26 protein-coding genes are annotated in these 25,712 nt (G+C 43.0%); 9 read left to right on the plus strand and 17 right to left on the minus strand.

Annotated elements, in window-relative coordinates; all coding sequences use genetic code 11:
* Positions 1–44: 44 nt before the first annotated feature.
* The 8 genes from L0P88_RS11460 to L0P88_RS11495 all read right to left on the minus strand — a co-directional run bounded on the left by L0P88_RS11460 (position 45) and on the right by L0P88_RS11495 (position 9,154).
* The gene (locus L0P88_RS11460) at positions 45–809 is read right to left on the minus strand and encodes an SH3 domain-containing protein (RefSeq protein WP_247134704.1); all 765 of its coding nucleotides are present in this window, start codon (positions 807–809) and stop codon (positions 45–47) included.
* Positions 806–2,590 carry a BatD family protein gene (locus L0P88_RS11465; protein ID WP_247134705.1) on the minus strand — a complete coding sequence of 595 codons (1,785 nt, stop codon included), beginning with the start codon at positions 2,588–2,590 and terminating at the stop codon, positions 806–808. The genes L0P88_RS11460 and L0P88_RS11465 overlap by 4 nt, the downstream gene beginning before the upstream one ends.
* The gene (locus tag L0P88_RS11470; protein ID WP_313791601.1) at positions 2,590–3,483 is read right to left on the minus strand and encodes a tetratricopeptide repeat protein; all 894 of its coding nucleotides are present in this window, start codon (positions 3,481–3,483) and stop codon (positions 2,590–2,592) included. The genes L0P88_RS11465 and L0P88_RS11470 overlap by 1 nt, the downstream gene beginning before the upstream one ends.
* Positions 3,464–4,510 carry a VWA domain-containing protein gene (locus L0P88_RS11475; protein ID WP_247134706.1) on the minus strand — a complete coding sequence of 349 codons (1,047 nt, stop codon included), beginning with the start codon at positions 4,508–4,510 and terminating at the stop codon, positions 3,464–3,466. The genes L0P88_RS11470 and L0P88_RS11475 overlap by 20 nt, the downstream gene beginning before the upstream one ends.
* 3 nt (positions 4,511–4,513) lie before the next feature.
* Positions 4,514–5,512 carry a vWA domain-containing protein gene (locus L0P88_RS11480; RefSeq protein ID WP_247134707.1) on the minus strand — a complete coding sequence of 333 codons (999 nt, stop codon included), beginning with the start codon at positions 5,510–5,512 and terminating at the stop codon, positions 4,514–4,516.
* Positions 5,512–7,161, minus strand: coding sequence for a hypothetical protein (locus L0P88_RS11485; protein ID WP_409557729.1), 1,650 nt, complete (start codon positions 7,159–7,161; stop codon positions 5,512–5,514). Before L0P88_RS11485 ends, L0P88_RS11480 begins: the two co-directional genes overlap by 1 nt.
* Positions 7,162–7,182: 21 nt before the next feature.
* The gene (locus L0P88_RS11490) at positions 7,183–8,049 is read right to left on the minus strand and encodes a DUF58 domain-containing protein (protein ID WP_158776047.1); all 867 of its coding nucleotides are present in this window, start codon (positions 8,047–8,049) and stop codon (positions 7,183–7,185) included.
* 103 nt (positions 8,050–8,152) lie between these two features.
* Entirely contained in the window at positions 8,153–9,154 is a 1,002-nt protein-coding gene (locus tag L0P88_RS11495) for an AAA family ATPase (protein ID WP_158776046.1), read from the minus strand.
* A gap of 144 nt (positions 9,155–9,298) precedes the next feature.
* On the opposite strand from L0P88_RS11495, the gene L0P88_RS11500 reads away from it, so the two are divergent.
* From L0P88_RS11500 to L0P88_RS11510, 3 genes are read left to right on the plus strand one after another with little or no spacing between them, the layout of a single operon-like run.
* Positions 9,299–10,171: an aldo/keto reductase family oxidoreductase gene (locus tag L0P88_RS11500; protein ID WP_247134709.1), complete on the plus strand. Its 873-nt coding sequence runs from the start codon at positions 9,299–9,301 to the stop codon at positions 10,169–10,171.
* Positions 10,172–10,183: 12 nt separating this feature from the next.
* Positions 10,184–10,939, plus strand: a complete 756-nt coding sequence (locus tag L0P88_RS11505) for an SDR family NAD(P)-dependent oxidoreductase (protein WP_247134710.1) — start codon at positions 10,184–10,186, stop codon at positions 10,937–10,939.
* Positions 10,936–12,072 (plus strand): ATP-binding protein, encoded by a 1,137-nt coding sequence (locus tag L0P88_RS11510; RefSeq protein ID WP_247134711.1) that lies wholly within the window; start codon positions 10,936–10,938, stop codon positions 12,070–12,072. The genes L0P88_RS11505 and L0P88_RS11510 overlap by 4 nt, the downstream gene beginning before the upstream one ends.
* 9 nt (positions 12,073–12,081) lie before the next feature.
* Here the strand turns inward: L0P88_RS11510 and L0P88_RS11515 are convergent, their stop codons facing one another.
* The gene (locus tag L0P88_RS11515) at positions 12,082–13,023 is read right to left on the minus strand and encodes a carbohydrate kinase family protein (protein ID WP_247134712.1); all 942 of its coding nucleotides are present in this window, start codon (positions 13,021–13,023) and stop codon (positions 12,082–12,084) included.
* A gap of 122 nt (positions 13,024–13,145) precedes the next feature.
* Between L0P88_RS11515 and L0P88_RS11520 the strand changes: the two genes are divergently transcribed.
* A complete protein-coding gene (locus L0P88_RS11520) occupies positions 13,146–13,871 on the plus strand; it encodes a metallophosphoesterase (protein WP_247134713.1) in 726 nt (241 codons plus the stop codon).
* Between the two features lie 36 nt (positions 13,872–13,907).
* Here L0P88_RS11520 and L0P88_RS11525 read toward each other — a convergent pair whose 3' ends face one another.
* The 6 genes from L0P88_RS11525 to L0P88_RS11550 form a co-directional block, all read right to left on the minus strand.
* On the minus strand, positions 13,908–14,450 hold the full coding sequence (locus L0P88_RS11525; RefSeq protein ID WP_247134714.1) for a hypothetical protein: 543 nt from the start codon (positions 14,448–14,450) through the stop codon (positions 13,908–13,910).
* Positions 14,451–14,970: 520 nt separating this feature from the next.
* Positions 14,971–16,524, minus strand: coding sequence for an aldehyde dehydrogenase family protein (locus tag L0P88_RS11530; RefSeq protein WP_247134715.1), 1,554 nt, complete (start codon positions 16,522–16,524; stop codon positions 14,971–14,973).
* A 66-nt stretch (positions 16,525–16,590) separates the two neighbouring features.
* Positions 16,591–16,956, minus strand: coding sequence for a DUF1304 domain-containing protein (locus L0P88_RS11535; RefSeq protein WP_247134716.1), 366 nt, complete (start codon positions 16,954–16,956; stop codon positions 16,591–16,593).
* Positions 16,956–17,495 (minus strand): 3-hydroxyanthranilate 3,4-dioxygenase, encoded by a 540-nt coding sequence (locus L0P88_RS11540; protein ID WP_158776037.1) that lies wholly within the window; start codon positions 17,493–17,495, stop codon positions 16,956–16,958. Before L0P88_RS11540 ends, L0P88_RS11535 begins: the two co-directional genes overlap by 1 nt.
* A gap of 111 nt (positions 17,496–17,606) precedes the next feature.
* Positions 17,607–18,110 (minus strand): CAP domain-containing protein, encoded by a 504-nt coding sequence (locus tag L0P88_RS11545; protein ID WP_247134717.1) that lies wholly within the window; start codon positions 18,108–18,110, stop codon positions 17,607–17,609.
* Between the two features lie 286 nt (positions 18,111–18,396).
* Positions 18,397–18,900 carry a CvpA family protein gene (locus tag L0P88_RS11550; protein WP_247134718.1) on the minus strand — a complete coding sequence of 168 codons (504 nt, stop codon included), beginning with the start codon at positions 18,898–18,900 and terminating at the stop codon, positions 18,397–18,399.
* A 205-nt stretch (positions 18,901–19,105) separates the two neighbouring features.
* Between L0P88_RS11550 and L0P88_RS11555 the strand changes: the two genes are divergently transcribed.
* The 3 genes from L0P88_RS11555 to L0P88_RS11565 all read left to right on the plus strand — a co-directional run bounded on the left by L0P88_RS11555 (position 19,106) and on the right by L0P88_RS11565 (position 21,513).
* Entirely contained in the window at positions 19,106–19,462 is a 357-nt protein-coding gene (locus L0P88_RS11555) for a hypothetical protein (protein ID WP_247134719.1), read from the plus strand.
* On the plus strand, positions 19,462–19,773 hold the full coding sequence (locus tag L0P88_RS11560) for an antibiotic biosynthesis monooxygenase family protein (protein WP_247134720.1): 312 nt from the start codon (positions 19,462–19,464) through the stop codon (positions 19,771–19,773). Before L0P88_RS11555 ends, L0P88_RS11560 begins: the two co-directional genes overlap by 1 nt.
* A 66-nt stretch (positions 19,774–19,839) precedes the next feature.
* Positions 19,840–21,513 carry a glycerol-3-phosphate dehydrogenase/oxidase gene (locus L0P88_RS11565; RefSeq protein ID WP_247134721.1) on the plus strand — a complete coding sequence of 558 codons (1,674 nt, stop codon included), beginning with the start codon at positions 19,840–19,842 and terminating at the stop codon, positions 21,511–21,513.
* Positions 21,514–21,515: 2 nt separating this feature from the next.
* Here L0P88_RS11565 and L0P88_RS11570 read toward each other — a convergent pair whose 3' ends face one another.
* Complete coding sequence (locus L0P88_RS11570; RefSeq protein WP_281499731.1) at positions 21,516–22,505, minus strand: NAD(P)H-dependent glycerol-3-phosphate dehydrogenase; 990 nt, start codon at positions 22,503–22,505, stop codon at positions 21,516–21,518.
* Positions 22,506–22,643: 138 nt separating this feature from the next.
* On the opposite strand from L0P88_RS11570, the gene L0P88_RS11575 reads away from it, so the two are divergent.
* Positions 22,644–23,561, plus strand: coding sequence for a nicotinic acid mononucleotide adenyltransferase (locus L0P88_RS11575; RefSeq protein WP_247134722.1), 918 nt, complete (start codon positions 22,644–22,646; stop codon positions 23,559–23,561).
* A gap of 172 nt (positions 23,562–23,733) precedes the next feature.
* Here the strand turns inward: L0P88_RS11575 and L0P88_RS11580 are convergent, their stop codons facing one another.
* On the minus strand, positions 23,734–24,597 hold the full coding sequence (locus L0P88_RS11580) for a helix-turn-helix domain-containing protein (RefSeq protein ID WP_247134723.1): 864 nt from the start codon (positions 24,595–24,597) through the stop codon (positions 23,734–23,736).
* Between the two features lie 136 nt (positions 24,598–24,733).
* On the opposite strand from L0P88_RS11580, the gene L0P88_RS11585 reads away from it, so the two are divergent.
* A complete protein-coding gene (locus tag L0P88_RS11585) occupies positions 24,734–25,705 on the plus strand; it encodes a phytanoyl-CoA dioxygenase family protein (protein WP_247134724.1) in 972 nt (323 codons plus the stop codon).
* Positions 25,706–25,712 lie beyond the last annotated feature (7 nt).

Consider the following 25,712-nt stretch of genomic DNA (forward strand, 5'->3'; position numbering starts at 1 on the left):
ACAGAATTAAAAGTATTGCTATTGATAGGAAAGGTACGGATTTTTTAAAAATCCTTCAATAACCGAAGACTATTTGAAGGCAACCAACCCGTTTGGCCATCGGCAATCCTTATTTTATGCCAATCTTCCAGGGATTCCAGTACATTGACCTTGGTGCCCTCATGTAAGGCGAAGACTTTTTCGCTACGTTCATTGGGTTCCGAAGTCACTACAATTTCACGCTCAAAAATTATCCCTGGATTTTTTGCCATATAGTTCTTGTGGGCCAGATAGCCCATTGCCACGGAAAAAAAAGAGATGAAAAGGGCCGTATTGGCCCCAATAAAGGCAATCCGTTTTTTGGTAGCGGAATACAGGATGTAATAAGTAATGAACCCTAAAACAAAGAGGAATATCATGGCTATGGACAAATAGGCCCATTGGTCTGCGGAAAGTGACAAAACGATGGTATCGTGCAATCGGGACATCGCCGTTTTGGGCATTTCCTCAACAGCATCCAATCGCATGTTCTGGGCAAAGCCAAGATTGTTCTTTATTTCAGAATCATTGGGCTTGAGCAATAGGGCTTTTTCGTAATAATAGATACTGGGACCAATTTCATCCAGCTTGTAATGGCAGTTGCCCAAATTGAAATAGAGTTCGGCCGAATGCTTGCCATTTTCCAAAATATTCTCGTAAAAACCAATGGCTTTTTGGTATTCCCCTTCATTGTATGCATCCGTGGCCTTTTGGAACAAGACCTCGTTTTGGGCATAGGCTCCCGATACCAGGAAAAAAAACGCTATGATACCTACATATGTCTTTTTCATAGCTGCTTGTCCATTTTGGAGATTACTTCACTTGCCTTTACATAGTCTTCATTCATCTGTACAGTGGTAATGGGACTGTAACGTGCCATTTCACAACTTTGCAATAGCGCTATAAATTGCGATGTAGTGGCTTCATCCACTTTTCTGTCATTGAGCAGATCAACTATTTTTTCCTTACTGAATTCCGAAGTTTCAATCTTAAGTTTTGCTTTGAGATAATTGTGCAAAGCTTTCTCCAGGGCAACATAAAAACCATCCGGATTACCCAATTGCTTTTTGGCGGTGGAAAGGTATTTTTTGGCCAACCGGTTGGCCATTTTTAAGCGATTACCTTCTACGTCCGCATCACTTTCCTGTTTTTTCTTTCTAATGAAAAGAACCAGGGGAATAAGGGCCAAGGGTCCGAACAATAACCAAAGGAATTTTTGGGAACCAAAAAAGCGTTCCGTGCTTGCGGAAATCAAGTTTGGTTGTGTTTTGATGAAATGGAACTGACTTCCGGTAGCCACGGCAATTTGCGGTCTACCGACCAAACCAGGGGTGCTTTGTACATCATCCGTTGGGCCTTCCATAACATTGATCGTAATTTCATCAGAATTCAATGTGCGGTAAGCCCTTGCTTTGGGATCAAAGTAACTGAAGGAAATACTGGGAATGGGATACCTTCCCCTAAAGGAGGGAACTATGGTGTAGTTATTGGTCACCTTCCCTTGCATCCCGGAAATCGTAGTACGGACCTTTTCATCAAATTCGGGTTCATAAACTTCCAGTGCACTGGGCAGTTCAGGTTCCGGTAACTGGAAGAGTTTAAGGTTTCCCTTGCCATTTACCTCAACCTTGGCCTGTAGGGATTCTGAAGCATTAAGACTGGTTTTGCTGGTCGTAACGGTAAAATCGAATTGTCCCACGGCACCACTGAACCCCTCGGGTTTTCCTTGTTCCGGCAATGGGAGCACATTAAGTTTACGCTTGCCTGCCGAGACCGTTTTACTGGTTTGCGTATAGATTCGACTACCAAAGAAATCCCTTCTACTGGTGGGGACATCTACATATATTTCCAAGGCCAGTGGTTCAATTTCCAATTTCCCTGACTTTTGGGGATAAAGGACTACCCGTTTTAATATTACACTTCGGTAAGGTTTGCCGTTATAGGTTTCATTTACCGTATTATACTTGGTAACAGGGATATCCTGACTCCAGAAATTATTGTATTTGGGACTGTCCAACGGCCTAAAATTGGTAACGGATATGTTGGAACTAATGTATAGCTTGTACACTACGGTCACCGCTTCATTCAAATAAGGGCTTCCCTTGGAAACCTCCGCTATCAAATGCAGGTTTTCATCGGCGACATCTTCTGCCGTCTTTGGCGCATTGGGATTTGCCACGGCCTGTGTAATCTGTACCATTTTTGGTATGGTCTTATAGATTTCCCCATCAATTTCTATAGCGGCCTGCCCTATGGTAAAACTACCTTGTGCCGTAGGTTTTAGGATGTAGGAATAGGATTTGGAAAAGGTTCGTTTTCCATTGATCCAGGATGAGGAAATGGACTGTGAAGGTCCCATGATCACCTGGAACCCATCAAAAGTGGGGGGATTAAAATTATCGCCATCCTTATTCATTGCAAATTCCACCCGTAATCGTTCATTGATGCCCAATTTTTCCTTGCTCAACTTTATTTCAAAAGTCACTTCATCGGCATCTTGTGCGGACAAGGTTCCTGCCCAAAGCAAGAAAAGGACAACTAAATAACGATATGTCAATTGCCAAGCGTACACTACCAGTCTTTCTCGTTTTTGATTTTCTTCCCCTTTACTTTTTTGGCATCAATCTTCTCTTGTACTTTTTTCTCTTCGTTCTGCATGGCCTCTAAAAGGTTCTGGATTTGCTGTTTGGAAAGTTGATTGGGCCTTGGCCTGGGTTGCTTCTCGGGTTCTTCTCCCTGATTGGGCTGTTTTTTCTGCTCCTCTTTTTCTTCGCCATCCCCCTTTTTATTCTCTTCGGGCTTTTGGTCGCCCTTATCCCCTTCATCACCTTTATCCTTGTTCTGATCGTCTTTTTGGTCTCCTTCCTGGTCTTTGTTTTGGTCCCCCTCGTTATTTTGATCTTGGTTCTTTTCCTTGTTATCCTTGTTCTGGTCCTTATTTTGGTCGTCCTTGTTTTGGTCGTTGTTTTGTTGGTCCTGTTGTTTTTTTAACAACTCTTTGGCCAAAGCTAGATTGTATCGGGTTTCATCGTCCTTAGGGTTGCTTCTTAAAGCCTCTTTGTAGGCCTCCACGGCTTTATCATATTCCTTATTGTTCATGAATACATTTCCCATATTATGAAAAGCCTTGTGTTTGGTAGGCTTTTCATTGGCCTTTTCACCGGCTTCCTTAAAACGTGCAAAAGCTTCCGGTAATTTTTCCCTATTGTAGTATGCCCTGCCCAGATTGTAAGGGGCAGCGGTGTTTTCACTACTTTTGGAAATGGCCTTTCTGTATTCGCCCTCTGCTCGGATAAAATCGTTCTGGACCAGTTCCTCATTGGCGTCATAGGTTTTGTTGATGGATTCTTTGAAGGCCTTGTCCGAAGCTTTGCGCGCTTCCTCATCATTTTGGGCCAAAACAGGGCTTGCTGAACATAACAGCAATCCTATAGCAACTAAAAATCTAACTATTGTCATGTTCATTAAAAAGGTTTAGTTTTTTCAACCATTTTGTCTTGCGATCAAGCAGGAAAATATCCAAAAACAGAAAGAAGATGGCAATGCCCAGGAACCATTGGAATTGATCTTTGTACTCAGCAAATTGCTTTGCTTCAAACTCCTTTTTATCCATTTTGTCCAGTTCTTCCTTTATAAAAGTTACGGCATCTTCGGTATTGGCTCCGTTTACATAGGAGCCATTTCCGGTAGCTGCAATCTGGGTAAGTACGGATTCGTTCAATCTGCTGATAACCACTTCCCCCTCTTGATTTTTCTTGAGACTTTCCACAACACCGTTGCGCTTTATGGGAATTGGGGCCCCTTTTATCTTTCCAACACCAATGGTATATACTTTTATGCCCTGGCTGACCGCCTTTTCCAAGGCTTCCAAGGTATTCCCCTCTGAATGGTCCTCACCATCGGAAACAATGAACAATACCCTATTGGTCTGTTCTTCATCGTTGTAATACGTTGAGGCTAAATCTATGGCGGAATTAATTGCGGTTCCTTGTGAGGAAAGCATATCGGTATTCATGCTCTGCAGGAACATTTTTGCAGCACTGTAATCCGTGGTGATGGGCAATTGGGGGAACGCCTGTCCGGCATAAGCTATAATTCCAATACGGTCGCTGGCCAGTTGGTTGATGATTTGGGAAACCAACCGCTTGGCTTTCTCCAAACGGTTTGGCGCTATATCCTCCGCAAGCATGCTTTTGGATACGTCCACGGCAAAAACGATGTCTACCCCCTCACGTTTAACGGTTTCGAGTTTGGTTCCAATTTTGGGGTTTACCAACGCCAGAACCAAAAAGGTAATACCTGAAAGGAGCATGATAAGTTTTAAACTTGCTTTAAACCTGGACTTTTCGGGCGCTAACCTTTTAAGCATACGTGCATTGGCAAATTCCCTTTGCTTACTTCTTTTCCAAACCTGGACCAAAAGGAAAAGCAGGAACAGGACTGGAATAAGTCCCAGCAGGTAGAAATATAATTTTTCATCGAACTGCACCATTGCCTATATAAAACTTTTAAATACGGTGTTCCTTAAACCCCATTCGACCAATAAAAGTAATCCCGCCAAAAACACCCATGACCGAAACTTTTCCTCATATCGATAATATTTGAATTCCTCAATTTCCGTCTTCTCCAACTTATTGATCTCGTTGTAGATTTCTTCGAGCTTTTCATTATCTGTGGCCCTAAAGTACTCGCCTCCGGTAACATCTGCAATTTCCTGTAGCAGGTCCTCGTCAATTTCTACTTCCCGCATGCCGTATTGGAACGAACCGTCTCTTTTATACCCGATGGGGGTAATGGCATTGCCATTGGTCCCAAGGCCAATGGTATAGGTTTTAATATCATATTCCACTGCCAAATCCGCTGCGGTTTGGGGTTCAATAAATCCAGAGTTATTGACACCGTCAGTCAATAGGATAATGACCTTACTTATGGCCTTGCTCTCTTTTAAACGATTGACAGATGTTGCCAACCCCATTCCAATGGCAGTACCATCCTCCAACTGACCATGGATGATGTCGCTTAAGGCCCTCAAGACAATGGATTTATCACTTGTAATGGGTGTTTTGGTATAGCTCTCCCCAGCATAGGCTACCAGTCCTATACGGTCATTGGGTCTTTTTTTGATGAAATCTGCAGCGACTTCCTTTAGGGCAGATAATCTATTGGGCTCTAAATCCTGCGCCAACATACTGGAAGAAACGTCAATGGCCATGACGATATCAATTCCTTTGGTAGTTTTGGTACGTGTTGAAATGTCCTCAATCTGTGGTCTGGCCAAAGCCGTGATTACCGATGCCAAGGCCAAAAGCCTTAAAACGAAGAGCAACGGTTTTAATTTGGTGAGCCAACTGGAGGAGGAAAAGGCCTTGGAACTGGATAATTTTACAAAAGCCATTTGTTCCTTACGCGTAAGGACATACCACAGAATTGCGATTGGTATGAGCAATAGCAACCAAAAGAATTCCGGATTTGCAAATTGTACGTTGTCCAACATTAGGCTTGGGTTTTTACATCTATGGAAGCGGCAATCCGCTGCACGATCTGTTCCGCATATTCATCACCATCCAACCAGGTCAACATAATTTGCTGTTGGAACCCGACCCCTCCATAGAGGAAAACAGTATACTTGGTCCGTATGTTCTTATTGGAATCCGGCATTTTCATTTGGTATGAACCAAATGTCTTTAATCCCTGGACCCCGGTTTTGGTAAAGGCCTCTTCATTTTTTGCAATTAGGTTTTTTGCCCCGCGTTCCTCCAATTTTAGTAAGACAGCTTCCACTGCCTTCTCAAAATCCAAAGGCTTTCCATTACTATAGGAAAGGGAAGATACTGAAATGGAGAAAAGGCCGGCTTCATTGGTCATGCCAAAGGCTTGGGCACTTTGTATACTGTCCGCAGGGTTGAATTCCCCAAGTTCCTTTCGTAAAAGGACTTCCGGAGTTTCTACTTCAACGGGGGGGTAGCCATAGGAACTCATGATCCATTCTCCTTCCAATAACCGTTTTGTGGGATGTCTTAGGACGGTGTCCTTTACATCTTTGAATCCATAAATTCCTATGGATGTCCCAATGCCCAAAACGATCAGTCCTGCAAACACTGCGGCCGCGGTCCAAATTCGTTTTTTTAACCTTTTTCTTTCCAGTTCCTCCAGGTAGCTTTCATCCTGAAGCCTGTCCTCCTCTTCCGGTTCCGGTAATGCTTCCTTGGTTTTTACCACAACAAATTCCACGGACCTTCTATTCTCTTCGGCTACGGAAACCGCTGGTTTGGATTTTGCAAACTTCACCAAATCCGCGGTTTGCAGTACTTTTTTGAACTGGGAAATGGTTTCATCTTCCAATTGGAGTTCCCCTGCGTCCTTTAATAGCTCCAAACGCTCTATCAATTGGTCCGTGGTACTTTCCATTGCTGAGATATGCACCTCTTCTTCCAGATAGGAACGTACAATATTGGTCAATTCCGAATAGTACTTTTTAAATTCATCCTGAATAAGGTATCTGGACTTTTCCAGTTCCTGCAGCTGCAGTAATGCGCGGTCATATGGTGGCAATAAGGCCACTTTTTCCTCCTCGGTCAAGGGTTTTGGCCTAAAGAAAAACCAATATACCAATCCACCAATGATAACCAATGCAAAAAGAATGGCAATGATCCATTGCCAAATCTTGGCATAATTGCGTTCAACTTGGATCAATGGTTTGATGTCATAAAGTTTTTGCTTGGTGGTATCAACGGCAACATCGGCTACCCTGATTTTAAAGGAGTCGGTCAAAAAAGGTTCTTCGTTGATGGCAATACGCTGGGGAGGGATGGTATAGGAACCACTATCAAACTGTGTCAGCGCATATATCCTTTGTAGGGTGATCCTGTCCTTTTTTTTGGTGGTATCTATTTTAAGGGCCTCTACCATTTCCATTGGTGAAAAAGTCTGATCTTCGGGAAAATAGACCAGGTTTAAAGAATCTGTTTCCACCGTAATCTTGTATTGGACCTGTTCGCCGATTTTTATCTGGAACGTATCAATTTCAACAGCTACGGTAGATGTCCCCTGGGCCGTAACTGTAGGTGTGATAAAAACTGTTAGAACAAGGCAAAGGCAAAGGAAGAACCAAGAATGTGGGTTCCTCTGTAATGTGGACTTCATATTTTTTGCCTTGAACTTCATTTATCCCCTTCTTTTAAAATAGCCCAACAATTTTTTAACGTAGCTTTCGTCCACCCTGCAATTGATGATGCCACTGCCCGATTTTGTAAAGGCATTGTTGTAATAATCCACTCGTTCCATGTGGTATCGCCAATAATTGTGACGTACCTGTTTGGAGCTTGTGTTGACCAATCGAATACTACCGTCCTCCGCATCCTGTACCTGAATTACCCCAAGATTGGGGATGTACTCCTCCTTTTCATCATATACCCGTATACCGGTAACATCATGTTTGTTCCCAACAATCCTTAGGGTATCCGCGTAACCTTCCGCAATGAAATCCGAAAGGACAAAGACAATGGCTTTCTTTTTCATTACATTGGTAAGGAACTTCAATGCCTCCGCGATATTGGTTTTGTTGCTTTCGGGCTCAAACTCCAGCAGTTCCCTAATAATTCGGAGGATATGGCTCTTTCCCTTTTTTGGAGGGATAAACAGTTCCACTTCGTCCGAGAATAGAATAAGTCCCACCTTGTCATTATTCTGCATTGCAGAGAATGCCAGTGTTGCGGAAATCTCCGTGACCACCTCTTTTTTAAATTGGTCCACGGTACCAAAAAGTTCCGATCCACTCACATCTACCAATAGCATCATGGTGAGTTCCCGTTCCTCCTCAAAGACCTTCACATAGGGTTCATTGTAGCGCGCGGTGACGTTCCAATCTATGGACCGTACATCGTCACCAAATTGGTATTGGCGCACTTCGCTGAAGGTCATACCCCTTCCTTTGAAGGTGGAATGGTATTCCCCGCCGAAGAGATGGTCGGACAACCTCCTCGTTTTAATTTCTATTTTCCGTACTTTTTTTAAAAGTTCTTTTGTGTCCATTTATTTCAGTCAACAGCGGTTCGTATTTAGTAATCAGTGTAAAAGTGCAATGAGTTTTGTTTGTGACCAACAACCCATCGTTTACTGACAACTGTAAACTGAGTTATGGTACTTCTACCTGGTTTACGATTTTGTTGATTATTTCTTCCGAGGTAATGTTTTCGGCTTCAGCTTCATAGGTTATACCAATTCTGTGGCGCAATACATCATGAACTACGGCACGTACGTCCTCGGGAATAACATAGCCACGCTGTTTTATAAAGGCGTAACATTTTGAGGCCGTTGCCAGATTAATACTTCCCCTTGGAGAAGCACCAAAACTAATTAGTGGTTTAAGGTTTTCAAGATTGTACTTTTCTGGATAGCGGGTGGCGAAGATCAAATCAAGAATGTACTTTTCAATTTTTTCATCCATGTACACTTCCCTTGCCGCTTTCTGGGCACTTAAAATTTGGTTCAGGCTTACCACGGGCTTAACGGGTTCCATTCCCCCCTTAAGATTTAGCCTTATGATCAATTGCTCCTCGGTCAGTTTTGGATAATCTATGATCGTTTTCAGCATAAATCGGTCTACCTGTGCTTCGGGAAGTGGATAGGTACCTTCCTGTTCGACCGGGTTTTGCGTGGCCATAACCAAAAAGGGCTTATCCAGAATAAAGGTTTCGTCCCCAATGGTTACCTGTTTCTCCTGCATCGCCTCCAGAAGTGCCGATTGCACTTTGGCCGGGGCCCTATTGATCTCATCCGCCAAAACAAAATTGGCGAATATGGGACCTTTTTTTATGGAGAAATCGTTCTCTTTAATGTTATAAATAAGCGTTCCGATAACGTCCGCTGGAAGTAGGTCCGGAGTAAACTGGATACGGCTAAAACTTCCCTTTACCGCTCTGGCCAGGGTGTTGATGGCCAAGGTTTTTGCCAATCCGGGAACTCCCTCCAATAAAATATGCCCCTGTCCCAAGAGACCGATCAATAGACGCTCCACCATTTGCTTCTGACCTACAATGGCCTTGTCCATTTCTTGTTTTAACAACCCTATGAATGCACTTTCTTGAGCGATTTTTTCATTTACAGCTGCAATATCAATAGTAGTATTTTCCTCCATAAAGACTTGATGTTCAGGTCTGGTTTATATCAAAGTGCAAAATGAAAATTTATTTAAAATTGCTCTGTTAATTATTGGTTAAAAAAACTTGCGAGCCCCAAGTTTTATGACCCTTTTAAGGGATTTATGTTTATTTTCACGCGCATGTCCAAAACTGATTTTTACTCGAGAATAATTGCCGGAACAATGACTTGGGGAAGCTGGGGGAAACAGCTTTCCAGAAAAGGCATGGCAGAGTTGATGAACTTTTGTTTGACCCATGGAATTTCCACATTTGACCATGCCGATATTTATGGCGAATATGGAAATGAAGAGGCTTTTGGTGATGCATTTTTGGATTCGGGAATTGATCGGGAAAACATTCAATTGATTACCAAATGTGGCATTCAGATGACCCGGGGCCGTACTAATTCGGTGAAGCATTATCAATATGATGCGGCGTATATTGTGTGGTCCGCGGAACGGTCCCTCAAAAAATTACGAACGGATTATTTGGATTTCTTTTTATTGCATAGGCCCAGCCCTTTAATGGTTCCTGAAGAAATCGCCAAAGCGGTTGAGCAGCTAAAGAGGGAAGGTAAGATAAGACAGTTTGGGGTTTCCAATTTCACGCCATCGCAAATTGCCCTTTTGGAAAAATATGTCAACGTAGAGGGAAATCAGGTGGAATATTCCTTGACCCATGTCAATCCCATGGAAGATGGTACTTTTGATGATTGCATGGGCCATGGTAGGATGGTAATGTCATGGAGTCCCCTGGGGAGCTTTTTTCGGGAAGAAGATGAAGTGAAACAAAGGGTTGAACCCGTTTTGAAGCAATTATCGGAAAAGTATAATGCCGAAGCCAGCCAATTGCTGCTTGCTTTTATTCTAAAACACCCGGCCAAGGTTTTTCCCGTTGTCGGTACTACCAATAAGGAAAGGTTGTCCGGTTCCATTGAAGCCCTTAAAATTGAGCTGGAATTACAGGACTGGTTCACCATGCTGGAGGCTTCAAAGGGCAGAAGGGTTCCTTAAAAAATTGTAATTATGAAGAAAACTGCGCTAATTACCGGTGCAACCAGTGGCATAGGAAAAGCCACCGCAGCGTTGTTCTCAGAACAAGGGTTTACGTTGATTTTGTGTGGGAGAAGACAAGAACGTCTGGACGCCTTAAAGGGGAAACTTTCAAAAAAAACGGAAATCCATACCTTGAACTTTGATGTAAGGAACCGGGAAGAGGTGTTCAAAGCCATTGCATCACTTCCGGAAGCGTTTTCCCAAATAGATGTCCTTGTCAATAATGCAGGAAATGCCCATGGATTGGATCCAATTCAAAATGGCAGCTTGGACGATTGGGATGCGATGTTGGATATTAATGTAAAAGGACTTTTGTATGTTTCCAAGGCGGTGATTCCGGATATGGTAAAAAGACAGGCCGGACATATTATCAATATTGGTTCCTTGGCAGGAAAGGAAGTCTATCCCAAGGGCAATGTGTACTGTGCGAGCAAACATGCCGTAGACGCCTTGAACCAAGGAATGCGAAAGGACCTCAATGCCTATGGCATCCGTGTGGGGGCCATTAATCCAGGGCTGGTGGAAACCGAGTTCAGTGATGTACGCTTCAAGGGGGATACCGAACGTGCCAGTACCGTCTATCAGGGGTATGATGCGCTTAAGGCTGAAGATATTGCGGAAATTATCCATTTTGTGGTGACTCGTCCTTATCACGTCAATATCGCCGATTTGCTGGTGCTGCCTACCGCGCAGGCCAGTTCCACTATTCTGAAGAAGGAGTTATGATCAATAAACGTCTCCTCATTAAAAACCTTTTGGCGCATAATGATGAGAACAGCTTTTACGATAAAAAACGTTTTGTCTCCATTGGGGAAAAAGAGGGCAAGGCCAAGTTCTTGAAGCATGTCTGTGCATTGGCCAACAGCAATCCAAAGAACAATTCCTTTATTGTGGTTGGGGTAGAGGATGAGGACAATAAGATTGTTGGGGTGGATTTTTTTGACGATAGTAAAATCCAGAACCTTGTAAACGCTTATTTGGACAATCCTCCATTGATTTCGTATGAGAATATTCCATTTCCCCATCTTTTGGAAGGAAAGGTGGTTGGTTTGGTGACCATAAAGTCCAACGGAAAGGTTTGTGCACTTCGCAAGAATATTTGGAAATACTATGGAGGTGCCGTTTTTTTTAGGGAAGGGAGTATAAGCCTTCCCAAAGCTTTTGGTATTGAACTCAAGGACATCAATTCCAAAAAAGTAGCTACCATTGAACACCATGCCCGGAACAACATAGAACTTACCTTGGATGGCGTTATTGATTTTATCAATCATCGCCATGCCGATCTAACCAGTCATTACAAAGTCTTTAAGGAACAGTTTGTAGTTTGTTGGGCCGGCCATGCCAAAAAGGTGAAAGGGGAAACATACTATTCACGGGTAGATATTGAACTTATCAATGAGCAAGTGAAATTGTTCTACTCGGCTTTGGACGAGGTTTCCGTATATTATGACGAATCGAGTTTTACGACCTTGGAGTATGTGCAATTGGGCCTGGGAAAGCAACAGAAATATTACCCTTTGGAAAAGGTTACCATCACTTTTATGGAAAATGGGAATTATCAAATGAACAGTGAACTTGTCTTTGAACCACCGCAGTACGACAAAAAGACCCTTCACCATATCTATAACAGTAATAGTGCCTTACTACAAAAGCTAAAGAACAGGATAAATCTTACCCCAGCGGAGAAAAAGGATTTACACTTTTTACCGGACACCTACCTTATTTGCTATTTAAATGGGTTTGAGGAGGCAAAGGACCAGATGGAATTGGCGCGTACAATTATAAAGGAACAGGACAGGGGACTCTATGAGACCCTAAAACTGTCCTTACGCATTCTAAGAAAGGTCAAATACAACTAAAGGATTTCCTTAGGCTATTTCTTCCCAAGTTGGCAAGGCCACAATGGCCCCATATTTTGTAGTCGTTAAAGCTCCCGCCTTATTGGCCTTTTCTATCATTTGTACCAAAAGGTCATTGTCCCGGAATATGGTGTTGAAATCATTCAATTCCGCAATCTGATAGAGAAGACATCCAATAAAGGCATCCCCCGCTCCAGTGGTATCCACGGGAGAAACTTTAATGCTCGGTACCAAGGTGGAAAATCCATCCATACTTAAATACGTACCGTCCTTACCAAGGGTAATGACTATGATTTTTGCCCCTACCTCATGAAGGTACCCACTTGCTTCCTTAAGGTCTTCTTTCCCGGACAATAACTGGGCTTCCTCCAAGCTAAACTTACACAAATGTGATTTTTCCACATAGGGAAGGCATTTTTTGATAAAATGGGATTCATTGTCCTTCCAGAGATCCCCTCTAAAATTGGGGTCAAAACTTATGAAGGAATTTTGGGTAAGGGCATCAAAAAGATAGTGGTTATAGGCTATTTCCAAAGAACCACCAAGTAGTGCCGTAGCCGCCCCAAAATGAACCAAATTTTTATGGAATATTTTTTTGATACTCGAATCGTACTTGAGTTCCTTATCGGCCCCACGGCTAAAAACAAAATCGCGTTCACCATCTTCGGCCAAGGAGACAAAAGCCAGGGTGGTAAATGTTTTGGAACGTTGGGCCATGGAAATATCCACATTTCCATCTTTAAGGACGTTTAGAAGAAAAGAACCAAAAGGGTCCTTGCCCACACAACCAATAAAACAACTTTTTCCGCCTAGTTTGGAAATGGCGCAGGCCACATTGGCGGGGGCCCCTCCCGCTTTTTTGGTAAAATCATTTGCTTTTGACAAATCACTTCCTTGGTTTTCACCCACAAAGTCGATCAGGAGTTCCCCTATACAAAAAACCTTAGTCATTGCTTCCGTAAAATTAATAAGGAAAGGTACATAGAAATTTAAAGGGATCGGAGTTGGATAAAACTTTACTTTAAATTAGGGTAGAAAGCCGGATAAGTTCCTATAATTGCCAAAAATTTGACATGAGGAGATTTGTTATTGGAGACTTGCATTCTGGACTTAGGGCTTTGAAACAGCTTTTGCACAAAGCCAATGTATCCCCGAAAGACCATCTTATTTTTTTGGGGGACTATGTGGATTCATGGAGTGAGGCCTTTGAAACCGTTGAATTTTTAATAGCATTGAATAAAAGTCATCATTGTACTTTCATAAGGGGAAACCATGATGAGCTTTGCAAGGAATGGATGATTAGCGGTGAAGAAAATCCCCAATGGTTGGCCCATGGAGGTCAAGCAACACGCGAATCCTATTTGAAAGCTGGACGGGAAAAGTGGGATATGCATCTGGAGTTTTTTGAAAATATGGAAAACTACTTTTTGGATGAAAATAACCGGCTCTATTTACATGCGGGTTTCACTAATTTAAAAGGGGTTGCATACGAGTATTTTGAACAGCTTTTCTATTGGGACCGAACACTCTGGGAGTTGGCTAAAGCACTAAACCCCAAATTGTCCCCTGGTGATACGAATTATCCTATGCGGTTTACCCACTATGCGGAAATATTCATTGGTCATACCCCCTTGTCCAAAACAGGACATGCCATTCCCAAAAATGCGGCCAATGTCTGGAATGTGGACACTGGTGCGGCATTTAAGGGACCGTTGACCATAATGGATGTGGATACCAAGGAATATTGGCAAAGTGACCCCGTCCATACGTTTTATGCGGGGGAGCGAGGTAGAAACTGAAGGCGGTATTTGCCGGTTTCCAAGGGATGAAAGGCTTTAAAACTTTCCGGACTTATGTTCGTCCTGCCATCTCATCAATTCTTTCCATTTGCCCTCATGGGCCATTCTAGCTTGCATTGGCCATGAGGATGGATCATGGATCCGATAGCGTTTGCCCCCGGAATTCAATACTTCCTGACATTTGTTTACGGTGACTTCGGACAATGCTTTCCATGTCTTTATGCCAAAATTGTGGAACAGCCCTTCAATTTTTGGACCAATGCCCTCCACAATTTTTAAGTCATCTTGTTTAATACGTTTACCGAAAACTGCTTTGGCGGCAGTAGCATCAAAGGGAAATTCGTGGGTAGCTGCGGTAAGGGATGACCTTTCCATTTTTGCCCTTGGTGTCTCCGATATCCTTTTGTTACAGGCCTCCAAATCGGCCTTTAATTTTTTGTTTTCATCCTCCAAAGCCTTTATCGCTTTGGAACTGTCAATTACATCTCTTTTTCTTTTGCCCAATGCATATCCTATAAAGGCACATAGGACACCAATTACAATGGCAATCAACCAGTACCAGATCGTATCAAAGTTCATTTTTCCATGTTTTTTGTTAGCAGTGATTTGTTGGAAAGCGATGCTTCCTCGACACTCTTATGTTACACACGTATTAACGGTAATTACTACAAAGCCCGAAATAAGGAAATACCCCTATCAATAAGGGAATGGCAACCCCAATGGCATGGGATAGCTTTCACGTCATCGTTAATGGAATAGGTGTTTAAATCTACAATTTATTAAAAAAGCAGCGGAGAATGTTAATTTTTTCTAAGGAAAAACTTAAAAAACAGCATTGTATCAACCAGTTAGCATTATTGTACCGTATGTACATAAAGCTAAAAACGGAACAAATTTTACCAATTATACAGTATTATGTGCAAGCGATAAGGTTGCGTATTGAGGTAAAACAAAATAATGGGAAATTTGAAGCATAGAACTAGGTAAGTACCCTATTTCTCCCGACAAGGTTCCGGCATTGAAATAGGGTTTACGATATTTAAGTTTGAGTTAGTTAAGTTGGTTTAAAACCGTTGCACTTCTTTAGGCAGCGGTTTTTTTATAGGTCGAACTTTATTCCTTGCGCCAAAGGAAGTGCTGTGGTATAATTTATGGTATTGGTCTGTCTTCTCATGTAAATCTTCCAAGCATCCGAACCACTTTCACGACCACCTCCAGTTTCCTTCTCCCCACCAAAGGCCCCTCCAATTTCGGCTCCCGAGGTTCCTATGTTAACGTTGGCGATTCCACAATCACTACCGGCCACCGATAGAAAACGTTCCGCTTCCCTTAAATTGTTGGTCATAATGGCGGAAGAAAGTCCTTGGACCACATCATTTTGTTGGGCAATGGCATTTTCAACTTCCCCGGAATACTTTAATAAGTATAATATGGGAGCAAAGGTTTCCTCCTGAACAATGTCAAAAGCGTTGTTGGCTTCTACGATTGCCGGTTTTACATAACACCCACTTTCGTAGCCATCACCTGTTAAAACGCCACCTTCCATCAATAGCCTGCCCCCTTCGGACCGTGCTTTTTCCAAAGCCTTTTCATAAAGGGAAACGGCAGCGGTGTCTATTAAGGGGCCAACATGGTTGTTCTCGTCCAATGGATTGCCTATCCTCAGTTGTTGGTAAGCATCGACCAAAGCGTTTTTAACTTGCTCATAAATGGACTCATGGACGATTAACCGCCTTGTGGAAGTACAACGTTGTCCGGCGGTTCCTACCGCCCCGAAAACAGCACCAATGATTGTCATTTTGATGTCCGCATCCGGAGTAACTATAATGGCATTGTTGCCTCCCAGTTCCAAAAGTGACTTTCCCAGTCTTGCCGCCACGGCCTGGGCCACTATTTTGCCCATACGAATGGAGCCCGTTGCGGAAATCAAGGGAATTCTTTTATCATGGGTCATGAACTCCCCAACGCGGTAATCTCCGTTGATCAAACAGGAAATCCCTTCTGGCAGGTTATTGGTCTTAAGTACTTCTGCAATAATATTTTGACAGGCAATACCGCACAAGGGGGTCTTTTCAGAAGGCTTCCATACACAGACATCCCCACAAATCCATGCAAGGGCCGTATTCCAGGACCATACGGCAACGGGGAAATTAAAGGCCGAAATAATGCCCACTATTCCCAGGGGGTGGTATTGTTCGTACATTCGGTGTCCGGGACGTTCGGAATGCATGGTCAACCCATGCAATTGCCTGGACAGGCCAACTGCGAAGTCACAAATGTCTATCATCTCCTGTACCTCTCCCAATCCTTCTTGATAGGATTTGCCCATTTCAAAGGAAACCAGCTTTCCCAAGGGTTCCTTTACTTCCCGCAACTTATCTCCAAATTGTCGGACTATTTCACCTCTTTGGGGCGCAGGAAGTAATCGCCAACTTCTAAAGGCGGCACCTGCAGCTTCCATTACTTTTTCATAATCCGCTTCCGTGGTAGTGGTGACCTTTCCAATGATGGAACCATCAACGGGAGAGAATGAAGCGATGGTTTCTCCTGAACCAAAAGCCTCCATTCCAGTCGAAGTTCCCTGATTGATTTCCTTTACCCCTAGGATTTCCAATGCCTCATGAATACCAAAGGCCGTAGCTGTTTCTGCCATTTGTAACTTTTTAGTGCGATTTTGTTGAAATTCCAACAAAATTACAAAGATTAAAAGTGTTCATCCTTAAACGGAAAGCAAAAATGCGACTATACCCAGTAGGGCGGGTAATCCTTGGATATAGAATATTTTTTTGGATACGCTTAGGGCACCATAAATCCCGGCTACGACAACACAGCCCAAAAAAAAGAGCGCTATGTTCCTGGACCAATCGGGGTCTTCAATAAGGAGTGACCAAACAAGACCGGCAACAAGGAAACCATTGTACAGCCCTTGGTTGGCGGCCATGGATTTTGTAGGTTCAAAGAGTTCCTTCGGAAATTTTTTAAACACTTTTGGGCCCCTGGTGGTCCAAGCGAACATTTCCAACCAAAGGAAATAAAAATGTAGCAAGGCTACTACAACTACAATAATCTTTGCAACAAGTACCATTATCCTTCTTCTATAAAGCGTTTATCCGTGGGCATTACCGTACCACAATTGTCACAGGTTCTAAGTTCCTTGGACCCATAAAAATGTTTGAAATGTTTCAAAAAGTCCTTTTCAATATCATGTAAGGTAAAATAGGCCTCGTAGAGTTTGTGATTGCAGTTGTCACAGAACCATAGGAGTCCATCGTCTACCTGCATATGGTCCCTTTTTCGTTCTATGACCAAACCAATGGAACCTTCATGCCGTACCGGGGAATGGGGAACTTTGGCAGGATGTAGGTACATATCGCCAGGTCCAAGTTCCATGGTTTTCTTTTTTCCGTCTTCCTGAATATGAACTTCAATGGTACCTTCCAACTGATAAAAAAGTTCTTCGGTTTCATTGTAATGATAATCCTTTCGGGCATTTGGTCCCGCAACTACCATAACAATATAATCTCCGGCATCCTTATAAAGATTTTTATTGCCTACCGGTGGTTTTAGGGTATCCTTGTTATCCTCAAGCCATTGGTTCAAGTTAAATGGAGGTCGTATGGCCATGACTTATTTTTTGGAAAGTTACAAAACCTTGTCCAAGAAATGAAAAGGCCCGCCATAGCTAGCGGACCTTTTCAAACCATTAAAACACGTAATATAAACCTAAATCTAAATTTATTTTCTTAAGAAGATCTGAGTATAATAGGGATTGCCCCCGGTATCCAGTTCAATACTCAAAGCGGTATGCGTAAAGTTCCCTTCAATAGTTTCTTTATGGGGAGCGCTATCCAACCATCCCTCTAAGGCCATTTCCGCCAATGGATAATTTCTGGCCACATTTTCGGCAACATGCTCCGCAGCGGTTTCCTCGGCTATTTCGGCGGCCCGGGAACTAAAGTTATCATGGCTCAATTCCCCTTTCCCGATCATGTGTTCATTATGTTCCAATGCATACTTATAAGCTTCTTCGCTAAACTCAAGGGTGCCCATACCCATTGCTGTTCTGTGTTGGTTTACCAAATTAAAGAGTTCCTGTTCCTGGGCAGATAGTTCTATGGTAATTTCTTCTAAGGATTTGGCTTGGTTTTCAAACAATTCTTCTTCCCCTGAAACCGAAGTGGTACTGCAAGAAGCCAAGGAAATGGAAAAAAGAAGAATAAATGCGTAACGTAAATTCATGCTCTCAACTAATTATCAATTCTTTCATATTCGTTACTAAAGTAGGTATGTGCGTGGCAGTACCCAGAAAATCTCTTTGTCTGAACTTATTTTTTCGTTAATGTGCAAAATGTTTCAGAATAAGGGCTAATCGATGAATTGCACTGAATATTTCATCGATGAAAATGGGTATTTCATACTATTTTCCCCCACTCGCCGAAGCAGTACTGCCATTGGTCGAACATCAGCTTTTATGAAGTAGGATGAATGTTGAAAAACGATCGTCAAAAGGAATTCCGAATGGGTATCATTCCTGCTCGGCGGTAGTATCGTCCTTTAAGACCTTACTGAAGACAAAAGCACCAATATCCCTGACGGGACGGTAAAAAATGGAATCTTTTTGGGTCTCTTCGTTAATAAAGGAAAAAGAAGCGGTTGCCTTTTCAAGGAAAATCAAAAGCGCTCCTACTATAACGGCAACTTTTAGGGTTCCAAAAATGCCTCCAGCAATTTTATTGAGCAATCCCAACATGGCAAAATCCGCAATCTTGGTCAAGAGTTTTCCCGCCAGGTGAACCAATAGGACAATGGCGATAAACGTGACAATAAACGATGTGATTTTAATATAACGATCATTCCAGGCCATGTTCTGGGAAAGGTAGTCTCCAGTGATGTAGGAAAAATGAATGGCCCCGTAAATTCCGGCAATTAAGGCGATAAGGGAAGCAAGTTCCACAAAAAGGCCATTTGTAAGACCCTTGTATAGGCCCCAAACCAATAAAAGTCCCAAAACAATGTCCAAAAAGCTCATGAGTGTGGTTTGCGCAAATATAATTCATTGGTTTTAAGTCCAATGATAGGCTGCTATGGGACATCAAAAGAAAAAGCCTATGCGGATGCATGGTAGCCCTGGAAATCGGAGAAGGGGGACTACAAAGTGACCATGTAATGGTTTTTGAACGGATTTTTCACTGAAACCTTTTTATGGCACACCGCACTAAAGTAACTTTGCACCTATGGCAAGGGACATGCGCTTAAAATCACGTTGGGAGCTTTTGGTCAATAAATTATCCGCTAAGTTTTCGGATGGGGACCCATTGGAACTGGATGGAATTATCTATTTGGTCGGGATACAGGAATTGGGCCAGGTACATCGAAAATTCAAGAAAGATGAAAAGGTCAACCTCATGCACATTGCCATTTGTCGTTTGTTGGAACCTTATGGGTATTATGAATTCGATTTTTATGATGAGGAAGGCTGGCCCCACTATAAAGTGAAGGAAACCCTTCCTTCCTTAAAGTCTGGGGAACAAACGGTTCTTATGAAGGAAGCTTTGGTCAATTATTTTTTAGAAAGGGAGTATATCTTTTAATGGAGTTGCAACAACCGTATTATGCCGTAATTTTCACCAACACCCGAACCGAGGGTGATTTTGGATATGCCGAAATGGCCGAACAAATGGAACGTTTGGCCAAACAGCAAAAAGGGTATCTTGGTTTTGAGAGCGCCCGTTCCAATTTGGGAATTGCAGTGAGTTATTGGGAAAGCCTGGAGGCCATTGCCAACTGGAAGGCCAACCTGGAACACCTATACGCCCAGGAGAGGGGCAAATCCGATTGGTATAGCTGGTATAAAGTGCGAATTTGCAGGGTGGAACGTGAATACGAATTTAAAAGCACTTAGCGGGCCGTATTTTTTTGATTTGCTGAGCTTACCCCTTAATTTTGAATTTCAAACAATTGCTGCAAAATGAAGGACCCCATTTACTTTTCCAACCTTAATAGAAAAGCTACCTTAAAAAAACTGGAGAATGAATCGTTTGACCTCGTGATCATCGGCGGTGGCATCACCGGCGGTGGCATTGCCCTGGATGCCGCTTCCAGAGGGTTAAAAGTAGCGCTTCTTGAAAAGGACGACTTTGCCTCTGGAACTAGTAGCAAGTCCACAAAACTGATTCATGGCGGGCTGCGGTACTTAAAACAATTTGATTTTTGGCTGGTCAAGGAGGTAGGTTCGGAACGGGCCATTGTGCATAAGCTTGCCCCCCATTTGGTGCTGCCCGAAAAAATGTTGTTGCCCCTTATCGAAGGAGGCTCCTACGGAAAGTGGTTGACCAGTATTGGACTTAAGGTATATGATATTTTGGCCCAGGTAACCGGGGATGACAAAAGGCAGATGTTGGACAAAAAGCAGGCCCTAAAGTTGGAACCCCTGCTTCCCAAGAAAATACTCAATGGAGCGGGCTATTATGCGGAATATAGGACCGATGATTCCAGGTTGACGATAGAAAATATAAAGGCGAGCCTAAACTATGGGGCCGTTGCCCTGAATTATGCAAAGGTGACCGACTTTATATACGAAGAAAATCAGGTGGCCGGGGTTGTTGTAAAAGATGTCCTATCCAAGGAGGGGGATGGGATTACGATAAAATCCAAATACGTTATCAGTGCCGCCGGGCCCTGGGTAGATGAACTCCGTACCATAAACCAATCCAAAAAGGGGAAACGATTGCACTTGACCAAGGGGGTCCATTTGGTATTTCCACATGACAAATTGCCCGTAAAACAATCCGTCTATTTTGATATTCCCGATGGGCGCATGATGTTCGCCATCCCCAGGGGCAAGATTACCTATGTTGGGACTACGGACACCAATTACAATTTGGATAAGGACGATATCCGCACGGATTTGGCCGATGCCATTTATTTGATTTCCGCCGTTAACAATATGTTTCCCGATATCAATTTGGAAATGGAGGATATCATTTCTTCCTGGGCTGGCCTAAGGCCACTCATTCATGAAGAAGGTAAATCCGCTTCCGAACTTTCCCGAAAAGATGAAATCTTCACTTCGGATACTGGTCTTATCAGTATTGCAGGAGGGAAACTTACAGGTTATCGTAAGATGGCGGAACGGGTGGTCAACCGCATTACCAAAAAGTTGGAGGAGGACCATAACATAGAGGTGAAGGAATGCCATACCGATACCATTCCCCTATGTGGCAATGATTTTAAAAAGTATAAGCAGGTAAAAAAATACATCGATGAGGTCTATGGTCGAATCAAGGAAGATGGTTTGTCAAAATACGATGCATGGTACCTGGTGACCAATTACGGCAAACAGACCGAACGGATTTTAAGCGATTACGCAAGTTTTAAAAACAAGGACGCCACATTGCGGATGATACGTGCGGAACTCAAGTTTGGTATGGAACATGAAATGGTGACCAGCCCCATGGATTTCTTTATCCGCCGGACAGGACGACTGTATTTTGACATTGACAGTGTTCGTGGATACTTAAAACCCGTTTTGGAAGACCTTAGGAAAGCCTATGCCTATGACGATACCCAGATTTTGGCCTTTACCGAAAAAATGGAGGAAGAGTTGGAACTGCATTCCAACTTTTCATTGGAACGGGAATAGCCTTAATCCAACCGTTCAGTCAACTTTTTAAACGTCCTTTTCGGGTCTTTTCCGGCGTAAAGGATTTCGTAAACGGCATTGATGATGGGTGTTTTGGTCTTATGGGCCAATTCCTGCATGAGTAGGCGGGCACTTTTGGTGGCATAATAGCCTTCGGCCACCATATTCATTTCCATCATGGCACTTTTTACGGTGTAGCCCTTCCCAATCATGTTCCCGAACATCCGATTACGACTAAAAGTGGAATAACCGGTGACCAGGAGATCGCCCAAGTAGGCAGAGTTATTGATGTTTCGTTTCATTTTATGGACTTTGCCAATAAACCGCTTCATTTCACGAATGGCATTGCTCATCAAAACACTTTGAAAATTGTCGCCATAGCCCAGTCCATGGGCAATTCCCGCAGCAATGGCATAGATGTTTTTGAGCATGGCCGCATATTCCGTTCCGATAATATCGTCAGAAATCTTGGTGCGGATATAATGGCTTTTTAGATGTTGGGCCATAAGATTGGCCTTTTCCCCATCGGAGCAGGCAATGGTCAAATAGGAAAGGCGTTCCAAAGCCACTTCCTCTGCATGGCAAGGCCCCGTAATGACACCGATATTATCGTATGGAATTTGATACTTGTGGTGAAAATGTTCACCCACAATACGTCCGGTTTCCGGCACAATGCCCTTTATGGCAGAGAAAAGGGTTTTGCCATCCAGGGAAACGGTCAATTTTTCCAGTTCCTGTTCCAAAAAGGCCGAAGGGATTACAAATACAAGTAGATCCGCTGCAGTAACGGCTTCGTCGATGGTATTGGTCAGTTTTAAGTAATCTGTATTCAATTGGACCGAACTTAGGTAATTGGGGTTTTGTCCTTCCCGCTTTATATGCTCCACAGCATAAATACTGCGCATGTACCAATGCACCTCTTCCAAGTTTTCGGTCAACATTTTTACCAAAGCCGTGGCCCAACTTCCGCCACCCAATACCGCTATTTTCAATTTAAGAGTACAATAGAATTATGCCCCCAAAAATAAATGAAAAGATATTGTGAATGTTAAGTATTGATTATCAAAAGATTACATTTTTTGGCACGATGCTTGGTTTCTATAAGGCATGAACTATTAAACCCAGGACCCATGAAAGCAAAAAAACTACTATTCGGAATATTCGGGATTGGACTGTTGGCAAGTTCTTGCTATACCGAAGTTATTTTAGAGGACGATATTATCGTGGGGTCGCCTTTCAATACGGACCAGGCCTTGCAATCCTATGATTTATGGTATGTGGACATAAATGCCACCCAAGGGAATGGTGAGATTCCTTTTTTGCAACGCGCCTTTACCCTTTCTTTTGTCAATGGTGTTGTTTTTGCCAACAACAATATTGCAGGGATTGGAAAAACCGGTAATGGTTTGGGGATAGATGTGGGGAGTTATGGCACTCTAAGTGGTATAGTGGACATTGCCCACGATTTGGACGGGTCTTGGACTTTTGATGTTTATGCAGTAAACAACGGTACATTGGAACTTTATAACCGAAGGACCAATACCTCGTATTTCCTGGATGGGTATCAGCGTAGAAGTTTTGATTATGACCGTCTTTTTTATGAGAACATCGATTACTTATTGCAGGAGTTTGAAGCATGGGAAAAAACCTTTACGAGTGAAGTGGGTGCCGTAAATGAATTTGATGAAGAGAATTTCCTAAGATTTTTTCCTGACAGTGGGGGGTATTTCCAGTCTTCCGTGGACACGCCGGGGACCCCCATTCCAAATTTGCAATGGGATTACGAAGGGCAGTATCGGGTTTATGATACAAACGATGAAACGCTCAAAACTTTAACACTCGATTATGACTACTTGGGCAATGATTACTTTGAGCTTTACGTTATTGATGATAGTACTGTGGAGCTCTACCATGTAGCAAGTGAAACGGTGTACGAGTTTACCGGAAGGGGATTTGTACAGTATTTAAAGTCCAATGGAAAGTTGGGGAAAATGCGCACAAAATCCACTAGGGAGAAGATGAATGTGGAACGTAAACGAAAAATGTAAGGAATCGTGTTGGTCCACGACTATACAAATAAGTTTTTTGGTTGGTTATTTAGTTAGAAATCGCCCTGAGGAATTTTCCCGGGGCGATTTTTCTTTCTGAACACGCTCTAAAAGGAATGGGCAAAATTCATTTTTACCGGTCAAAGGACTTTTTCCCAATCCCATTCAATAGTTAGGGGACCTCTGTTGTTCGGTTCCTCACCCTTTTTTTGAAAGCCGAAGGATTTTCCCCGGTAACCTTTTTAAAAACCCGGTTAAAGTAGGACAGGCTTTCAAAGCCCGACTCATGAAAGGCTTCGTTAATGTTTTTCCCGGATAATAGGAGCCGCTTGGCCTGGGTTACACGGTATTGGTTTAGAAAGCGGGTAAACGTGGTACCGGAGACCTTTTTAAAATACCGACAAAAAGCTTCGTTTCCCAGATTCAATAGGTCGGACGCCTCGGCAACACTTATTTTTCGTTGATAATTCACACTAATAAACTCATATACCTTTTGTAAACGCAATTGTTTGCTTTTGACTTTATTGGAGAGGACGGGATGGTCGTGCAAGAGTTCAAACTCATCGCTTTCCGAAAGTGATGCCAGGATTTTAAATACCTCAAGGAGCTGTGCAAAACTATCGAGGGGGTACATTTGCTTCATTCGTAGCCCAATTTCAATCTTGGTCTTCCCGTAGAATGCCATTCCCCGTTGGGACCGTTCCAAAAGCTTTGGAACCTTGGGAAGCTCAATGATTTTGGAAAGCACATTGCCACAAAAATCGGCATCGAAATGCAACACCTCTTTTTGGTATTCCGTTTTAATGCCATAGTCAAAATTTAGATGGGGAACGTACGATCCAATGAGCACCAGATCACTATCCACAAAATTGGAAATATGCTCCCCAACATGTCGGGTACCGCTGGCACCCTCAATGTAGACCAATTCATATTCCGGATGAAAATGCCAAAAAAAGAGATCGTTCATTTTGGGGTTGTGCAATAACCTAAAGGAGCAGGCTTCGTCCGGTCTAATATTTTCTAATTGAACCTTCATTTTTAATTAAAATAGCAAAAAAAGATATTAATAAGACCAAAAAAGTCAATAAAATGAAAATTTTGGTCAAAATACTTCTTGAAACCACTCCCATGGAAAAGTAGTTTTGGACAAGAAATAATTAAATACAAAGGGTATGAAGCAAGATGTAAACTTAGAAATGGCAAATAAGGGCCATGAAGAGATTCCTGGAAATCCTTCAACGGCCACAAGTAGCAAACAAAAATTGAACGATCGTAGCAATGGAAAACCGTTAAGGGTCCTTTCTGAAGAAGATTGGAAGTTTTGGGTGGAAAATGGATATATCGTTATCAAGAATGCGATACCCAGGGAGCAGGCCCAAACCACTGCGGACTTTCTTTGGGAATTTGACGAAAAGGATCCGAACGACCCAGAGACCTGGTACGCTGCACCGAGGGCCGAAATGAAGATGAAGGAGTTGACAGGTACGGGAATGGTGGAGGCGTACAATAACCAACACCTTTGGAACAATAGGCAGGCGCAGCGGGTGTATGATGCCTTTGTGGATATTTGGGGCACGGAGAAATTATGGGTGACCATTGATCGGGCCAATCTTAATTTTCCACAACGGCCCGGGGAAAACAAAAAAGGCTTTATTCATTGGGATTATGATCCAGAGACCAGACCTCAAAATGTACAGGGGGTTTTGGCCTTGGCAGACCAGACCGATGAAAATATGGGTGGCTTTCAATGTATTCCGTGGTTGTACCGCAATTATGATACCTGGAAATTAACGCAACCGGAAGACCGCGACCATTTTCAGCCGGATACGACAGGTTTGGAGGACAAAATCGTTAAAGTAAAAATGGAAGCGGGAGATCTGCTCATTTTCAACAGTACCCAACCCCATGGTATCCGTCCCAATAAATCAGGGAACAAAGTGCGTATTGCGCAATACATTTCCATGATGCCTGCCGAAGAGGACAATCAAGCCATGAGGGACTGGCGCATCCACTCCTGGAAGAACAGGGTGGCCCCGGAAGGATATGCTTTTACGGGAGATCCACGGAACTGGGAACAGACCAAATACGATACGGCCAAATTAACCCCCCTTGGAGAAAGGTTACTGGGGTCGACCGCGTGGTAGATTATCA

Origin of the sequence: Muricauda sp. SCSIO 64092, assembly GCF_023016285.1 — a bacterium.
Taxonomy (GTDB): domain Bacteria; phylum Bacteroidota; class Bacteroidia; order Flavobacteriales; family Flavobacteriaceae; genus Croceivirga.

Excerpts from the sequence above, each read along its gene's own strand:
- L0P88_RS11460 (WP_247134704.1), bottom strand. The coding sequence starts at position 809 with ATGAAAAAGACATATGTAGGTATCATAGCGTTTTTTTTCCTGGTATCG.
- L0P88_RS11470 (WP_313791601.1), bottom strand. The coding sequence starts at position 3,483 with ATGAACATGACAATAGTTAGATTTTTAGTTGCTATAGGATTGCTGTTA.
- L0P88_RS11475 (WP_247134706.1), bottom strand. The coding sequence starts at position 4,510 with ATGGTGCAGTTCGATGAAAAATTATATTTCTACCTGCTGGGACTTATT.
- L0P88_RS11480 (WP_247134707.1), bottom strand. The coding sequence starts at position 5,512 with ATGTTGGACAACGTACAATTTGCAAATCCGGAATTCTTTTGGTTGCTA.
- L0P88_RS11485 (WP_409557729.1), bottom strand. The coding sequence starts at position 7,161 with ATGAAGTCCACATTACAGAGGAACCCACATTCTTGGTTCTTCCTTTGC.
- L0P88_RS11490 (WP_158776047.1), bottom strand. The coding sequence starts at position 8,049 with ATGGACACAAAAGAACTTTTAAAAAAAGTACGGAAAATAGAAATTAAA.
- L0P88_RS11495 (WP_158776046.1), bottom strand. The coding sequence starts at position 9,154 with ATGGAGGAAAATACTACTATTGATATTGCAGCTGTAAATGAAAAAATC.
- L0P88_RS11500 (WP_247134709.1), top strand. The coding sequence starts at position 9,299 with ATGTCCAAAACTGATTTTTACTCGAGAATAATTGCCGGAACAATGACT.
- L0P88_RS11505 (WP_247134710.1), top strand. The coding sequence starts at position 10,184 with ATGAAGAAAACTGCGCTAATTACCGGTGCAACCAGTGGCATAGGAAAA.
- L0P88_RS11510 (WP_247134711.1), top strand. The coding sequence starts at position 10,936 with ATGATCAATAAACGTCTCCTCATTAAAAACCTTTTGGCGCATAATGAT.
- L0P88_RS11515 (WP_247134712.1), bottom strand. The coding sequence starts at position 13,023 with ATGACTAAGGTTTTTTGTATAGGGGAACTCCTGATCGACTTTGTGGGT.
- L0P88_RS11520 (WP_247134713.1), top strand. The coding sequence starts at position 13,146 with ATGAGGAGATTTGTTATTGGAGACTTGCATTCTGGACTTAGGGCTTTG.
- L0P88_RS11525 (WP_247134714.1), bottom strand. The coding sequence starts at position 14,450 with ATGAACTTTGATACGATCTGGTACTGGTTGATTGCCATTGTAATTGGT.
- L0P88_RS11530 (WP_247134715.1), bottom strand. The coding sequence starts at position 16,524 with ATGGCAGAAACAGCTACGGCCTTTGGTATTCATGAGGCATTGGAAATC.
- L0P88_RS11535 (WP_247134716.1), bottom strand. The coding sequence starts at position 16,956 with ATGGTACTTGTTGCAAAGATTATTGTAGTTGTAGTAGCCTTGCTACAT.
- L0P88_RS11540 (WP_158776037.1), bottom strand. The coding sequence starts at position 17,495 with ATGGCCATACGACCTCCATTTAACTTGAACCAATGGCTTGAGGATAAC.
- L0P88_RS11545 (WP_247134717.1), bottom strand. The coding sequence starts at position 18,110 with ATGAATTTACGTTACGCATTTATTCTTCTTTTTTCCATTTCCTTGGCT.
- L0P88_RS11550 (WP_247134718.1), bottom strand. The coding sequence starts at position 18,900 with ATGAGCTTTTTGGACATTGTTTTGGGACTTTTATTGGTTTGGGGCCTA.
- L0P88_RS11555 (WP_247134719.1), top strand. The coding sequence starts at position 19,106 with ATGGCAAGGGACATGCGCTTAAAATCACGTTGGGAGCTTTTGGTCAAT.
- L0P88_RS11560 (WP_247134720.1), top strand. The coding sequence starts at position 19,462 with ATGGAGTTGCAACAACCGTATTATGCCGTAATTTTCACCAACACCCGA.
- L0P88_RS11565 (WP_247134721.1), top strand. The coding sequence starts at position 19,840 with ATGAAGGACCCCATTTACTTTTCCAACCTTAATAGAAAAGCTACCTTA.
- L0P88_RS11575 (WP_247134722.1), top strand. The coding sequence starts at position 22,644 with ATGAAAGCAAAAAAACTACTATTCGGAATATTCGGGATTGGACTGTTG.
- L0P88_RS11580 (WP_247134723.1), bottom strand. The coding sequence starts at position 24,597 with ATGAAGGTTCAATTAGAAAATATTAGACCGGACGAAGCCTGCTCCTTT.
- L0P88_RS11585 (WP_247134724.1), top strand. The coding sequence starts at position 24,734 with ATGAAGCAAGATGTAAACTTAGAAATGGCAAATAAGGGCCATGAAGAG.